Annotated in this window: 12 protein-coding genes; 5 read left to right on the plus strand and 7 right to left on the minus strand. The window is 63.5% G+C overall.

The window, feature by feature from the left end:
• Positions 1-10: 10 nt before the first annotated feature.
• From FFS37_RS22650 to FFS37_RS22675, 6 genes are all read right to left on the minus strand, one after another.
• Entirely contained in the window at positions 11-1,018 is a 1,008-nt protein-coding gene (locus tag FFS37_RS22650; RefSeq protein ID WP_137933195.1) for an NAD-dependent epimerase/dehydratase family protein, read from the minus strand.
• A complete protein-coding gene (locus tag FFS37_RS22655; RefSeq protein WP_137933196.1) occupies positions 1,015-1,449 on the minus strand; it encodes an EamA family transporter in 435 nt (144 codons plus the stop codon). The genes FFS37_RS22650 and FFS37_RS22655 overlap by 4 nt, the downstream gene beginning before the upstream one ends.
• A gap of 124 nt (positions 1,450-1,573) precedes the next feature.
• Entirely contained in the window at positions 1,574-2,923 is a 1,350-nt protein-coding gene (locus FFS37_RS22660) for an FAD-binding oxidoreductase (RefSeq protein WP_137933197.1), read from the minus strand.
• Between the two features lie 2 nt (positions 2,924-2,925).
• On the minus strand, positions 2,926-4,359 hold the full coding sequence (locus tag FFS37_RS22665) for a UbiA family prenyltransferase (RefSeq protein ID WP_137933198.1): 1,434 nt from the start codon (positions 4,357-4,359) through the stop codon (positions 2,926-2,928).
• Between the two features lie 202 nt (positions 4,360-4,561).
• Complete coding sequence (locus tag FFS37_RS22670; protein WP_032930670.1) at positions 4,562-4,825, minus strand: hypothetical protein; 264 nt, start codon at positions 4,823-4,825, stop codon at positions 4,562-4,564.
• A 156-nt stretch (positions 4,826-4,981) separates the two neighbouring features.
• The gene (locus FFS37_RS22675) at positions 4,982-7,468 is read right to left on the minus strand and encodes a mechanosensitive ion channel family protein (protein ID WP_137933199.1); all 2,487 of its coding nucleotides are present in this window, start codon (positions 7,466-7,468) and stop codon (positions 4,982-4,984) included.
• A gap of 183 nt (positions 7,469-7,651) precedes the next feature.
• On the opposite strand from FFS37_RS22675, the gene FFS37_RS22680 reads away from it, so the two are divergent.
• The 5 genes from FFS37_RS22680 (at position 7,652) to FFS37_RS22700 (ending at position 14,421) form a co-directional block, all read left to right on the plus strand.
• Positions 7,652-8,911: a sarcosine oxidase subunit beta gene (locus tag FFS37_RS22680; RefSeq protein WP_137933200.1), complete on the plus strand. Its 1,260-nt coding sequence runs from the start codon at positions 7,652-7,654 to the stop codon at positions 8,909-8,911.
• A 24-nt stretch (positions 8,912-8,935) separates the two neighbouring features.
• Entirely contained in the window at positions 8,936-9,232 is a 297-nt protein-coding gene (locus tag FFS37_RS22685; RefSeq protein ID WP_137933201.1) for a sarcosine oxidase subunit delta, read from the plus strand.
• Positions 9,229-12,237: a sarcosine oxidase subunit alpha gene (locus FFS37_RS22690; RefSeq protein WP_137933202.1), complete on the plus strand. Its 3,009-nt coding sequence runs from the start codon at positions 9,229-9,231 to the stop codon at positions 12,235-12,237. The genes FFS37_RS22685 and FFS37_RS22690 overlap by 4 nt, the downstream gene beginning before the upstream one ends.
• Positions 12,230-12,817 carry a sarcosine oxidase subunit gamma gene (locus tag FFS37_RS22695; protein WP_137933203.1) on the plus strand — a complete coding sequence of 196 codons (588 nt, stop codon included), beginning with the start codon at positions 12,230-12,232 and terminating at the stop codon, positions 12,815-12,817. Before FFS37_RS22690 ends, FFS37_RS22695 begins: the two co-directional genes overlap by 8 nt.
• Before the next feature lie 161 nt (positions 12,818-12,978).
• Positions 12,979-14,421, plus strand: coding sequence for an MFS transporter (locus FFS37_RS22700; RefSeq protein WP_137933204.1), 1,443 nt, complete (start codon positions 12,979-12,981; stop codon positions 14,419-14,421).
• 30 nt (positions 14,422-14,451) lie between these two features.
• Here FFS37_RS22700 and FFS37_RS22705 read toward each other — a convergent pair whose 3' ends face one another.
• Entirely contained in the window at positions 14,452-15,156 is a 705-nt protein-coding gene (locus FFS37_RS22705; RefSeq protein WP_171026373.1) for a nitroreductase, read from the minus strand.
• Positions 15,157-15,260: the final 104 nt, after the last annotated feature.

Consider the following 15,260-nt stretch of genomic DNA (forward strand, 5'->3'; position numbering starts at 1 on the left):
CTTCGTCGCCTTACTCGGCAGGAACGTGTTTGGTGGCGACAGCGTGGCCGTCCTTCTTGGCGCGGTACTCGCTGTAGGCGGCGATCAGCATGTCCTCGTCGCGGTATTGCGGCACCCAGCCGAGCTGGCGCTCGGCCTTGGACACATCGAGCACGCATTCCTCGTCGGCGATCAGATATTGCTCGGGATCCATGATCGGCATGTTCATGAGGTCGAGCAGGTCGAGCGTGCGCTTGACCGCCCAGCCCGGCGTAGGAATCAGCAGCGATTTGGAGCCAGCATGCCGGATCAGGTCTCCCAGCAGCTTCCTGACCGGCGGCGGATTGAGCGAGCCGAGATTATAGGCCTCGTTGGGCACGCCTGCCTTGAAGGCGGCGCGGGCGGCTTCCGCGCAATCGAAAACAGAAATGAACTGGTAGGGGTTCCTGCCTGAACCGATCATCGGCACCGGCAAATTCCAGTCGATCAGCTTGAACAGTTTTTCCAGAATGCCGAGGCGGCCCGGTCCAATGATCAGGCGCGGCCGGAACAGCGAGATCGACATGCCGCGCTTGCGCCATTCGCCAGCCAGTTCCTCGGTCTTCTGCTTCGACCAGCCATATTCGCCGAGCGGCGCGACCGGATGCTCCTCCGTCATCGGAAAGGTCACGGTGTGGCCGTAGATCATGTCGGTCGTATAGTGGACGAGCCTTGGCGCACCGGCCCTGTCCATGGCCTGCATGATGCGCTCGGTGCCGTGAAAGTTCACCGGGAAGAAGAAATCGTGCCGCTTTGCGTGCACCTGGATCGGCGACAGCATCTTGGCCGACAGGTTGTAGACCATGTCGTCGGCCTTCAGGCCAACGGAGGCGACCGAGGCCGGGTCCGTGACATCGCATTGGACGAAACGAACCGAGCGGTAGTGCGCAAGGTCGCTCTTGACGATGTCGGCAACGACGACTTCATCGCCATCGGCCACGAGCTTGGGCGCCAGGTGGCGGCCGACGAAGCCGTCACCTCCGAAAATGACATGTCTCATCGAACGGTCTCATTTGCAGGAATCTTGTCTGGCGAGATGGAAGCAGTCTGGTCTTCGTGCCCTCGCCCACTTTGCGCGATCAGCATCGTGCCGACGCAGATGCAGGCGATGCCGGCGATGCGCCAGCCGTTGAGATCCTCGCGAAAAACGAAATAGGCGAAAACCGCGACCGCCACATAGGCGAGGCTGAGGAAGGGGTAGGCGAAGGAAAGCTCGACCTTGGACAGCACATAGAGGTGCGAGGCCATCGAAATCACGAAGGTGCAGAGGCCGAGGAACACCCACGGGCTGAAGACGATCTGCAGCAGTTTGACGAGCGGATTGGCGCCTTCGAACGAAATCGGCCCGAGCGACATCATGCCCTGCTTCAGCATCAGCTGCGCCGCGGCATTGGTCATCACCGTAAATAGAATGAAGACGATATATTTCATGTACGCTCATCCGCCCCGCAATGTCTCGTAATACAAACCTGAAAAGATTTCGTGAACTCACAAGAGTGTTTTGAGTAAACCTCGGGATTAATTATTGACTAACCACGATTCATTCCAATTTTATCTATTCCGCGGCCTCGGCGCCGCGCCGCCGCAGGTCGATGCTCGCGGCTGTCCGTATCCAGAAGTCGGACATGAAGGCGGGGTCGCGCAACGCTTCCAGCCTCGGCCATTCCGGAAATGACGCTGCGAAGGTCGCGGCGCTCATGCGCGCATCCTTGTAGGGATTGACCGCTCCACCGGCCGCGATTGTGATGCGGTCGAGTTGCGTGAGCAGGGCAAGTGTCCCCGCGCCTCTGTTGGAGAAGTCCAGCGTCAGCGTGTAGCCGGGCCGCGGGAAGGACAAGAGCCCAGGCGAGCGGACGGCGCCGAAGCGCTTCAGCACCGTGAGGAAAGATCCCTGCCCGGCCCGCCTTGCGGCCGCCAGCATTTCAGGCACGACGATGCGCGCGGCATCTTCCGGTACCACGCTCTGATGCTGGAAAAGCCCCTTGGGACCATAGAGCCGGTTCCAGTCGCGCACGCCGTCGAGCGGAAAGAAGAAGCCCTGATAGCCGGCCTGCCGAGGCGTCGTCGAGCGGCCCTTCCTCCAGCGGTAGGCGGCATTGAAAGCAGTCAGGAACGGTCGGTTGAGAATGTTGAAAGGCGGCTGGAACGGCACCGAAAGATTGCCGCCCGCACCCGAAGCCGCATGCGAGCCATGTTCGGCATGGTTGCCTGTGAACAGCACCCCCCGGCCGCTCTTGCGTCCGCCCGCGAGCTGGTCGATCCAGGCCACCGCATATTCGTTGGCCTGGTCCGCCGCTTCGGCCAGGTCGAAATATTCGCCGAGGCCGCCAAAGGGCGTCGCCCTCTCGACGATATCGAGCGAATGCACCCGCATCAGCCGGATCGAAGCGGACAGGATCAGGCCGGTAAGGCCCATGCCGCCGGTCGTGGCCCGGAACAGGCGCGGATTGTCCGTGGCCGAGCAGCGATAGGTCTTTCCGTCCGACCTGAGCAGGGTGAACCCTTCGACATGGCAGCCGAACGTGCCGCGACGGTGATGGTTCTTGCCGTGGACATCGTTGGCTATGGCGCCGCCCAAGGTGACGAATTGCGTGCCCGGAACGACGGCCGGGAAGAAGCCGTAGGGCGCGGCATGCGCGATGATGTCCGACAGCATCACGCCGGCATCCGCTTCGAGAACACCGGTCTCGGCGTTGAAGGCGCGGATGCGGCTCAGGCTTCGCATGTCGACGACCGCTCCGGCGCCGTTCTGGCAGGAATCGCCATAGGAACGTCCATTGCCGTAAGCCAGAAGCGACGCTTGCGTCACCTGGCCGCTCCTCAGAAGCGTGATGGCTTCTTCGGCCTGAATTGCCTTTGCGGCCGGCGGTGTGGCAAGGCCAAAGCTCTGGAACCGCTCGGCCATGCCTACCAGCCTCCGATAACCAGCAGTACCGCGCCGATCGCCACCACGATCTGGCTGCGCCAGTCGCGGATGATGAAGACGACCGGATCGTCGTTCATCTCGTCGCGCCGAGCCAGGATCCAGACCCGCATGGTCAGGTACAGCACGATCGGAGATAGCGGCCAGATCAGCCAGGGATGCGGATAGAGCTCACGCACCGCGACACTGTCCATGTAGAGCGCCAGCACCAGCGCCGAGGAAAAGGCCGAAGCCATGCCCGCCTGCGCGACGATCTCCTGGTCCTCCGTGCGATAGCCTCGTCCGGCAATGCGCTCGCCGGGCGGAATGGCGGTGGTCCGCAATTCGACGAAACGCTTAACCAGCGCCAGCGACAGGAAGAAAAAGATCGAGAATGCGAGCAGCCAGAACGAGACGTTGACGCCTGTCGCGGCAGCCCCTGCCAACACACGGATCGTGTAGAGGCCGGCAAGCGTCAGCACGTCGACCAGCAGCATGCGCTTGAACGACAGCGAATAGGCCGTGGTGACGGCCATATAACCGCCCAGTACTCCAAGGAACTCGATCGGCAGAAGGGCGCCGGCGGCCAGGCCGACCGCCAGCAGGACGCCGATCGCGCCAAGGCCGAACGGGATCGACAGCGCGCCGCTGGCGAATGGCCTGTTTTTCTTGGTGACGTGTTTGCGGTCGAGCGCAAGGTCGAAAAAATCGTTGAGGATGTAGATCGCGGACGCCACCGCGCTGAAGGAAATGAACGCCAGCAGGCACTGCCAGATCATGTTGGCGTTGAAATATTCGTGCGAAAGCACCATCGGCACGGCGATCAGCGAGTTCTTCAGCCACTGATGCATGCGCAGCATCTTGACGATGGTGCGAAAGGTCGGCTTCGGCGCGGGCATCGTTTCGGCGCCATGCGCGGCCTGCCAGCGCGCGGCATGGCGGTCGGGCGCGACGACGATCGCATTGCGCGCGGCATCGAAGACCTGGAGGTCGTGCCGGCTGTTGCCGGCATAGTCGAAACCGCCATCGCCATAGGCAGCGACGAGCGAGGCGCGTTTCTTGCCGGATGTGAGATTATCGAGCCCATCGGTTGCCAGCACACGGTCGAAAATGCCGAGATGGGCCGATATGGCGTCGGCGAATTTGCGCGGCGTGCCGGTCGCCAGCACGATCCTGCGGCCATCGGCGTGTTCGGCGCGAATTCGGCTGAGCAAAGGCTCGCGATAAGGAAGCGATGCCGGATCGATGTCGATGCGCTCGGCGATCGCCTGCTTGAGCCGCGCCGGCCCGCCGGCCGCCCAGAACGGCACGAGGAAGATGTAGAGCGGGTTCTTCTTGAGAAGGATGAACAGCCCTTCCCAAAGCAGGTCGGTCGCGATCAGCGTGCCGTCGAGATCGACAGCAAGCGGTATTGCGTTCCTGTCCGACCGCGCGTCCATATTGTCCTGCCCTGCCTGAACCCGTCGCGCCGTAGTTCGGCGTCTTGGGTTCCGGTATAGCCGGCAACGGCGTAGCGAACGTTAAACGCCCCGACAAACGCGCCCGCCGCGCGCGTATTTCCGATGTCGTTGTTAAACGAATACTACCAGAAACGATAAAAGGCCGAGCAAATGCCCGGCCTTTCCAGCCATGCCGCCAGCATTATTTGATGCGGGCGACGCCACCCGAGATTTCGACGGTTTCCGAGCCGGTCAAGGCTTCCAGGTCACCATTCGGCAAGGTGACGAAGCAGCCGTTCTGGCAGAACTCGACGGTCTCACCTCCGGCCAGCGCGAGGTCGGTCTTGCTGCCGCCCTCCGTCACGACCAGCGTGCGGGTCTCGGCGTCCTTGTTGACCGCGCTGGCCGCATGGGCCGAGCCGCTCACGGCAAGCAAGGCCACGGCAGCGACGAGAGACTTCCACATGGTGCAATTCGGTGTTCCCACCGCCTCTGTTGCATTTCGCAAGGCATTTTCGCCTTTGCATGTGAGCTTATATGACATGGAAGCTGAACCGCAACTGAATGCCGCATTCATGCCGCAATTGGTCATGGATCGAACGTGCGGTGCGAACTGGCCGGTCTAGCCCGGATCGGGCTTCTTGGACTTGCGCGACTTCGGCAGCTTTTTTGCCTCGGCTTCGGCCTGCGCCCTGGCCTGTTCCTGCTCGGCGAAATCGGCCTCGATCTTGTCGTCGTCGGTCGGCCAGGCGACATGCTTCCTGACCTCCATGACGGCCCGGGGCGTCGATGGAATTTCGATGTGCTGGTCATCGAATTTGTCCATCACCGCGAAGCGTATGTCGTTCTGTACCGAGCTGCCGTTCATGATGTCGGCCAGGAACACGCGGATTTCGAATTCCAGCGCCGCGGCGCCGAAATTGGCAAACAGCACGAAGGGCTCCGGATTCTTCAGCACCAGCGGATGGCTGCGCGCGATGTCCAGCAGGATGGCGTGGACCTGCTTGACGTCGCTGCCATAGGCGACGCCGACCTTGATCTCGACGCGGCCGAGCTTGTTGCGGTGCGTCCAGTTGCCGACCGCATTGTTGATCAGGTTGGAATTGGGCAGGATCACCGACTGCCGCTGAAAGGTCTCGATCTCGGTGGCGCGCACGCTGATCTTCTTGACCATGCCGCTGACGTCGCCGGCGACGATCCAGTCGCCGACCTTGAACGGGCGTTCGGCAAGCAGGATCAGGCCGGAAACGAAGTTGGACACGACATTCTGAAGGCCAAAACCGATACCGAGGGAAAGCGCGCCGGCAACCAGCGCCAGGCTGGAGAGGTCGATGCCTGCGGCCGAAATGCCGACCAGCGCCGCGAGCGCCACGCCGGCATAGCCGACCCCGAGACGGATCGAGTTGCGCACGCCGGTGTCGACCTTGCCACGCGCCATCACCGAACCGTCGAGCCAGCCCTGGAACCAGCGCGTCAGGAAATAGCCGATGATGAAGACGACGATGCCGGAAAGGATCCCCGTGACCGAGATCGTCACCGAGCCGACGGTGACGCCGGTGGCGAGCTTGTAGGCCCAGGCCTGGATGTCGCCGGGCTGGAAGCCCCACATCAGCAGGATCAGCGGCAGGAAGACCAGCACGATCATCAGATTGATGGCCACGCTGACGACAAGGCCGAGCTGGTCGAGCGCGGTATCCTCGTAGCTTGAATTGGCCGACAGCCAGCGTCCGACGGAGGTGTCGGCGAAGGCGCCCTCCTCGCCGATCGCCTGCGCCGAGAGGAAACCGATATAGGCCGTGATCAGCGCCGTGCCGGTAACGACCACCTGCAGCGACAGGAAAAGCGCAAGGCCGATATAGCCGAGCAGCGCCGCGATGATGGTGAAGAGCCCCAGTCCGAGCGACGTGTAGCGCAGCCATGCCGGCCATGGGCGCCGGCTCCCATCACGCGCCTTGAACGGCCTCAGCATCGCCATCAGGATAAGGATGACGCCGACGACGATGGTGGCGACGAAACTGCGCGCGATGGTCAGCGACAGGGGCGACCCCATCTTGTCGTTCACGACCGACAGGAAGGTGTTGAAGCTGATGACCACGGCCATGGCCGTGGTCAGGCGCACCAGCCAGCGGGCCGACCCCGTCTCGACCGGGATGAGACGCCAGTTTGGCAGGCGTGGCGAGAGCGCGGCGTTGGTCAACCGGTTGACGCAGAAGACCACGCCGATGACAGTAGCGAGCGCATTGAGGAACAGCCCGATATCACCGCGCAACACATTGTAATAATTGAAGAAGAAGATCGTCGATCCGAGGAAGGCCGCGACCGTAACCGTCGGCAGTAACGTCGACCAGAACGCCACGGAAAGACGGCTCAAATAGGATGGATCTTCATTGGCGGGATCGGCTTCGAACACCCGCCCGAACAGGCGCCGGCCGCCGACCAAAAGCACGAGCGCCAGGCCGAGCGCCACGAAGGTCGCGGCCAGCATGGCCTGGAACTTGAACTTGATGGCAAAGCTCAGCCAGGACGACACCGCCTTGTAGAAATTGCCGAACTCGTCACGGGCGTCGGAAAAGACCTGCGGGCTCAAGGCGTCGGACAAGACATAGCGCTTGGTCAGGAGATTGCGGAAAAGCGCGCTGCGCATGTTGCCGATCTTGTCGATCATCCCGCTGATACGGATCGACAGGGCCTGCGCCTGCGAGATGACCGCGTTGATCTCGGCCTTTTCGGATGTCAGCGCCTGGCGCTCGCCGGCCACGATATCGGGTTCTTCCGGCTGGCCGGCCGCGGGTGCCGGGCCAAGCTGTTCCAGCCGTGCGTTTATCTCGCCAAGGCGGGAGCGGAATGCCAGGGCGCTGTTCAGCGCCTGTCGCGATAGTTCTTCAAGCTGGAGGCGGATATCGACAAGGCTGCCGTCATCCTCGCCATCCTGCTGAATCTTCTTGTCGAGAGCGTCGGTCTTGCCGGTGAGATCCTGCATGATCTTCTGCTGGTCGGCGACCAGCCCGGCGGGCGCCTGGCCGACGCCTTGCGCGGCCGCCTCGAACGACAACGGCGCCGAAACGACAAGCAGCAGGACCAGAATAAGGCGAAGCAATCGGAAAAGCATGGATGTCGGCGACTCACGAACGGCAAAGGCATTCAAAAAGCCTGTCCTTGATAAAGACGGCCATATGATGGGGCAAGCCGTCGCATCCGGCGTCGGCCAGTCGAAAGGCCATGGCGCAATATTGGCTTTGCGGATGCGGCCTGCTCTATAGTCTGCCGCATCGCCCGAAACGGACAACATAAAATGGCAGAGTATTCGGCCCTTTCGCTGCTCGCGAACGCGCTCAAGGGAAACAAGGACTGGAAGCCGGCCTGGCGCAAGCCGGATCCCAAGGCTTCCTACGACGTCATCATCATCGGCGGCGGCGGTCACGGCCTGTCGACCGCCTATTATCTGGCCAAGGAGCACGGCATCACCAATGTGGCGGTGCTGGAGAAGGGCTGGCTCGGCTCCGGCAATGTCGGTCGCAACACCACCGCCGTGCGCTCCAATTACCTGCTGCCGGCCAACACCCGCTTCTACGAACATTCGATGAAGCTGTGGGAGGGCCTGTCGCACGAGCTCAACTACAACGTCATGTTCTCGCAGCGCGGCTGCCTGAACCTGGCGCACACGCCGGCCCAGTTCGACGACTATGCAAGGCGCGGTAACGCCATGCGCCATCTCGGCGTCGACGCCGAGCTGATGGCACCGGCCGAGATCAAGCGCCTGATCCCGGCGCTGGATATCTCCGGCGACGCCCGCTTCCCCGTGGTCGGCGGCCTGATGCAGCGGCGCGCCGGCACTGCCCGCCACGACGCCGTGGCCTGGGGCTATGCACGCGGCGCCGACCGGCGCGGTGTCGACATCATCGAGAATTGCGAGGTCACCGGGTTCCTGCGCGACGGCGACCGCATCACGGGCGTCACCACCTCGCGCGGCGATATCCGTGCGAAGAAGGTCGCGGTGGCGGTGGCCGGCAGCACCGGGCGCGTTATGCGGATGGCCGGCGTCGAGACCATGCCGATCGAGAGCCATGTGCTGCAGGCTTTCGTGACGGAATCGCTGAAGCCCTTCATCGACACCGTCGTCACCTTCGGCATGGGCCATTTCTACATGTCGCAGTCCGACAAGGGCGGCCTTGTCTATGGCGGCGACATCGACGGCTACAACAGCTACGCCCAGCGCGGCAACCTGCCCATCGTCGACGAGGTGATGAGCGAGATGCTGGCGCTGTTTCCGGGCCTCGGGCGGGTGCGCATGCTGCGCTCCTGGGGCGGTGTGTGCGACATGTCGATGGATGGTTCGCCCATCATCACCGCTGGCCCGCTGCCAGGCATGTATCTCAACTGCGGCTGGTGCTATGGCGGCTTCAAGGCGACGCCGGCTTCCGGCTGGACCTTTGCCTGGACCATCGCCAAGGACGAGCCGCATGAGTTCAACGCGCCGTTCACCCTCGACCGCTTCCATCGTGGCCTCGTCATCGACGACAAGGGCCAGGGCGCGAACCCCAGACTTCACTAAGCAAGGCTGCATTAGGAATATTCGATGCTCATCACTTGTCCCTATTGCGGCCCGCGCGACGTCATCGAGTTCACCTATCAGGGCGACGGCAATCGTGAACGACCCGACCCCGCCTCCCAGAATTTCGAGGCGTGGAACGCCTATGTGTACGACCGGCTGAACCCGGCAGGCGACCACAACGAGCTCTGGCAGCATTCCGGCGGTTGCCGGGCGCATCTGAGGGTCGTGCGCAACACGCTGACGCACGAAATTTCAAGCGTCGCCTTCGCGCGCGGCAATCATGCCCCGGCCGCGCGACGCAAGTCGGAGGACAAGCCATGAGCCCGCGCCGCACCGATACTGGCGGCCGGATCGACCGGCTGAAAACGATCCGCTTCACCTTCGACGGCGTCGCCTATACCGGCCATGCCGGCGACACGCTGGCCTCGGCCTTGCTGGCAAAAGGCGTTACGCTTTTCGGCCGCTCTTTCAAATACCATCGCCCGCGCGGCTTGTTGACCGCGGGTGTCGAGGAACCCAACGCGCTGGTAACGGTGCTGAAGGGAGAGGTCCGCGAACCCAACCTTCCCGCGACCATGGTCGAAATCCATGACGGGCTGGTCGCCGTCAGCCAGAACCGCTTCCCCTCGCTCGCCTGGGACGTCAACGCCATCAACCAGCTTGGCGGCAAGGTTCTTTCGGCCGGCTTCTACTACAAGACCTTCATGGGACCCGTTGTCGGCCCGCTGAAAGGCACGCGCTTCTGGATGTTCTGCGAGCACTTCATCCGTCGCGCCGCCGGCCTCGGCCGCGCCGGATCTGCAAAGGATCCGGCTCGCTATGAGCGCATGAACGCCTTTTGCGACGTGCTGGTGGTGGGTTCGGGCCCCGCCGGGCTGATGGCCGCCAAGGCGGCCGCAGATCAGGGCGCGCGCGTCATCCTGGCCGATCTGGAGCCGCGTTTTGGCGGCTCGGCCAACTGGTCTGGCGAAATCATCGACGGCGCGCCGGCAACCGAGTGGACCCGACGCATCGTCACGCAACTGGAAGCTCGCGACAATGTCCGGCTTTTGCCGCGAACGACCGTCTGGGGCTACTACGACAACAACACGCTCGCGGCGCTCGAAAGGGTAAGCGACCACAAGGAACAGCCCGCCAAGGGCGAGCCGCGCCACCGCTATTGGGCAATCCGCGCGAGATCAGTGGTGATCGCCGCCGGCGCCTTCGAGCGGCCCCTGGTCTTCCCCGGCAATGACCGGCCCGGCGTCATGCTGGCCCATGCCGCCGAACGCTACGCCAACGAGTTCGGCGTGCTGCCAGGCGAAAGGATCGCGCTGTTCACCAACAATGACAGCGCCTACCGGGCGGCTGTCGCCCTGAAGAAGGCGGGCGCCGCCGTCGTTGCCATCGCCGACGTCAGGTCCGACCTTTCGGCCGAAATGCGCAAGCTCGCGGCGGAAGCCGAAGCCGAGGTGCTTGCCGGCTACGCCGTCGTCGCTACCGAGGGCGGCAAGGCGCTCTCCGGCATCAAGGTCCAGCGTTTCGACATGGTCACCGGCACGCTGAGCGGCGATGCTCGCAGCATCCATGCCGATTGCCTGCTGATGTCCGGTGGTTGGTCGCCGACCATACACCTGGCCAGCCAGGCGGGCGCCAAGGCCGAATGGAGCGCCGCGCGGCAGGCGTTCCTGCCGCCGAGCCCGACACTGAACTCGCCTGTGCAACATTGGATCGGCGCCGGCGCCTTCACCGGCAGCTTCTCGACGGCCGAGGCGATCGCCGAAGGTCGCGCCGGCGGCATCGCGGCGACCGGCGGAACCGCCGCCCCGACGACAACACCCACTGTCCAGGCAGTGCCAGGCAATCCCGATCCAGCGCCTGTCTTCGAAATCCGCGCCAAGGGCAAGAGCTTCGTCGACTTCCAGCACGACGTCACTTCGGAGGATGTCCGGCTGGCGCATCGCGAAGGCTTCGTCTCGGTCGAGCATCTGAAGCGCTACACCACGCTCGGCATGGCCACGGACCAGGGCAAGAGCTCCAACGTTCCCGGTCTTTCGATCATGGCCGAGGCGCTGGGCAAGCCGATCCCGGAAGTCGGCACGACACGCTTCCGGCCGCCTTTCGCGCCGGTGTCGATCGGTTCGCTGGCGGCGGAACGCTTTGGTGATCTCAAGCCCGAGCGGCTGACGCCGATGCATGACTGGCACACGACCAACGGCGCGACCATGTATTCCGCCGGCCTGTGGTACCGGCCGATGATCTACGGTCACGCCGGCGAGACCGTCGAGCAGGCCTATGTCCGCGAAGCCAGGGCAACGCGGGAAAGCGCCGGCATCGTCGACGTCTCGACCCTGGGCAAGATCGCCGTGCAGGGTCCGGACGCCGCGGCCTTCCTCGACCGCGTCTACACCAACATGTTTTCCACCCTTGCCGTCGGCAAGGCGCGCTACGGCCTGATGCTGCGCGAGGACGGCTTTGCCTTCGACGACGGCACCACCTGGCGGCTGGGCGAACAGGATTTCCTGATGACCACCACCACGGCCAATGCCGGCAAGGTGATGCAGCATCTGGAATATTTCCTCGACGTGATCTGGCCGGAGCTGAAGGTCCACGTCACCTCGGTGACCGACGAATGGGCCGGCGCCGCCATCGGCGGGCCGAAGGCCCGGGAGATCCTTGCATCTTGCGTCACCGGCACCGCCGTCGACAATGCGACGTTGCCTTTCATGGGCATCGTCCACGGCGAAATAGCCGGTGCGCCAGTCATGATTTGCCGGCTGTCTTTCTCCGGTGAAATGGCCTTCGAGGTCTATTCCGGTGCCGGCCATGGCACCCATGTCTGGGAAGCGCTGATCGAGGCCGGCAAGCCGTTCGGCCTGGTCACTTACGGCCTGGAGGCGTTGGGCACGATGCGCATCGAGAAGGGGCACGTCACCGGCGCCGAGATCGATGGCCGCACCACGGCCCGCGACCTGCATCTCGACTGGATGCTGTCGAAGAAGAAGCCTTTCATCGGCTCGGCCATGATGGACCGCGAAGGCCTGGTCGCGTCCGACCGGCTGGAACTGGTAGGCCTCATTGCCCTCGACAACCAGCCTCTCAGCGGCGGCGCGCACATCGTCGAGGAATTGGAAGAAGCCAATCCGCATGGCTCGATCGGCCATATCACGGCCTGCTGTTATTCGCCCGCACTTGGTAAGCATATCGCGCTGGCGCTGGTCGAGGGCGGCAAGGCAAGGCATGGCAGCCGTGCCCATGTCTCCGATCCCCTGCGCAACCGCTTCGGGCCGGTGGAGATCGTCTCCAACCATTTCTACGATCCGGAAGGGACCCGCATGCATGGTTGAGCGCCTATCCCCCCTGGAGCCGGAGTTTCACGTCGGCTCGCACGGCAATTTCGAACATGGCGTCGAGATCTTGCTCACCGAAACCCGTCCGGGCTCGATTGTGCAGCTCGCGGCATGGCCCGGAGAAGAGAAGAAACTCATCGCGGCCATTCGCGCCGTCACCGGCCTGGCGCTGCCTGACGGCGCCGGCGGCGGTTTGAGCGAAGGCGTGAAGGCGGTGTTCGGTTTCGCGCCGGGAAAATTCACCGTGAGCGACGAAGCCGAAGGGCTGGCCCACGCCTTCGCCAAGGCGGTGACGCCGGCGATCGGCACGGTGACGGACCTGTCGCACGGCCGCACAGCCATCCGCATCGCCGGGCCGAAAGCCGAGTGGGTGCTGGCGAAGTTCTTCGCCATCGATTTCGCGCTGCCGGCCTTTCCGGTCGGCGCCGGCCGCTCGACGGTCCATCACGATGTCTTCGCCCAGATCCAGCGCACCGGCACCGACCAGTTCGACATCTACGTCTTCCGTTCCTTCGCGCGCTCGTTCTGGAAAGCACTCTGCCACGCCAGCGAGGAAGTCGGCTACGAAGTGCAGTAGGGCAAGGCCGCGAAAGCTGGCTTCTGGCCTCAATGCCGGCCGCTTCTGCCGCTAGAGAATTACGTCTTGGGCGCCCATGATGGAAAAACACGGCCGCCCAATCGGTCCAAGGGGCATAAAAATCCCGTCTCAGAGTCGGCATAGTTGGTTCGAACATCTCCATGACCGCTGAACTATCCGCCGGCGCCACCGATCGCGCCGATGTGTCGGCCAGAGCCTTGCTCCTGCTGCCGCTGACGGTCGCCTGCGGCGTGTTCATGACCAGCCTCGACCAGAATGTCGTGGTGACGGCGCTGCCGGGCATCGGCCAAAGCCTTGGCCGGCCGCCCAGCCAGCTCGGCCTGCTGATCACCGTCTACGTCGCCAGCCTGATCATTTCGATGCCGCTTGGCGGCTGGGCGGCCGACCGTTTCGGCTTGCGCAATGTCTACTGCTTTGCCCTGCTGGTGTTTGCCGCATCCTCCGCACTCTGCGGACTGTCGAACGATCTCTGGACGCTGGTCGGCGCCCGCGCGCTGCAAGGCTTTGGTGGCGCGCTGATGGGCACGCTGGGCCAGGTCGTGATCCTGTCGACCTTTCCGCGCAACCGTACGCTGAAGGTCAACATGTATATTTCGGTGGCCAGCCAGACCGGGCCGCTGGTGGGGCCGCTCGTCGGCGGCGCGCTGACCACCTACATCTCCTGGCGCTGGATTTTCTTCATCAATGTGCCGTTCGCGCTGGCGGCGGCAATCCTTGCCGCCTCGTTGTTCCCGACGGTGACCAAGCCCGTGCGCACGAGGTTTGATTTCCCGGGCTTCGTGCTGGTTGGCAGCGGCATGGTGCTGCTGGTATTCGGCATGGATTCGCTTGCGGCCAAAGACGCTGCCGGCGGCATGATTGCCGGTGAGCTGGCTCTGGCGATCGTCATCCTGTCGATTGCCTCGCTCTACTGCCTGCGCGTTCCCAATCCCCTGCTCGACCTCAAGCTTTTGCGCATCCGCACCTTCCGCATCTCCTTCCTCACCGGCGGCGGGCTGGATACGATCGGCCTCAGTTCCGTCGCCTTCCTGCTGCCGCTGATGTTCCAGCTCGGCTTCGGCATGAGCGCCGTGCAGGCCGGATCGCTGACCTTCGTTGCCGCGCTCGGCTCGGTGGTCATGCGTTTCTTCATGCCGCGTGTCCTCAACCGGTTCGGGTTCCGCCGTGTGCTGGTTTTCAACACGCCGGTCATTGCCGCGATGGTCGCGGGCTTCGCCTTGATGCAGGCAACGACACCGGTCTGGATCGTGCTTGGCTACATCTTTGCGTTTGGCGTCTTTCGTTCCATACAATGGGCGTCGACCGGCAATCTCGCTTATTCCGACATAGCGCCCGAGCAGCTGGCCCGCTTCAGCGCGCTCTATTACATCCTGTGGCAATTGGCGGTGGCCATCAGCGTCGGCCTGGCGGCGGCGATGCTGTCTTTCCTGGCCGGCGGCGGTCAGGCCGTCGCAGGCGATTTCCGCATCCTGTTCCTGATCGAGGGCGTCATCACGCTCTGCGCGCTACTGGCCTACCTCAAGCTGACGCCACAGGACGGCGCCCATGTCAGCGGCCACGGCATGCATTTGAACACCGAATGACAAACCTCGCCCCGTAGCCATCGGAAGCGGCTATTCGCTGAACGTCACCCATTCCTCGAGCGGAACGCGGTCGGTGCGGAAGGCGTTTTCCGGCTTGGACGTGTCCTCATAGCCAAGCGCCATGCCGCACACGACAATCTCCTCGTCGGGAATGTTGAGCACCGGCCGGATCTGCCGGTGATACGGCGCGAAGGCCGCTTGCGGACAGGTATGCAGGCCCCGGCCACGCGCCGCGACCATGATGTTCTGCAGGAACATGCCGTAGTCGATCCATGAACCCTGGTTGAGGCGGCGGTCGATGGTGAAGATCATGCCGACCGGCGCGTCGAAGAAGACGAAGTTGCGGTCGTGCTGGGCGCGCATCTTGTCGACCTCGCGGCGGCCGATGCCGAGCGCGCCATAGAGGCCGAACCCATTCGCCCGGCGGCGGGTAAGATAAGGCTCGAAGAACTGGGTGGGATAGTAGCGATACTCGTCCCAATCGGCCTTTTCGGCACGAATACCGGAATTCAGGATAGCATCCGATATCTGTTGCTTGGTCTCGCCCTTGGTGACGTAGACCCGCCATGGCTGCATGTTGGTGCCGGACGGGGCACGTGCCGCAACCGCCAGAATGTCACGGATCGTGTCGTCATCGATCATGTCGGGCAGAAACGCGCGCACGGAACGACGCGACATGATGGCGTCGTCGACGATCTCGGCATCGTCAGCGATTCGAGCCTTCTTTTCCAGCATGGGCCGTCCCTTAGCCTTTGTGTCGATCGGACGTCCCCACTCGCCGCTCAAGGCGGAGCCTTTGCATGAACCATCAAAATCCTGCAAGCAAATCTTGAGCATCG

The sequence above is a fragment of the Mesorhizobium comanense genome (assembly GCF_005503535.1).
GTDB lineage: Bacteria > Pseudomonadota > Alphaproteobacteria > Rhizobiales > Rhizobiaceae > Mesorhizobium > Mesorhizobium comanense.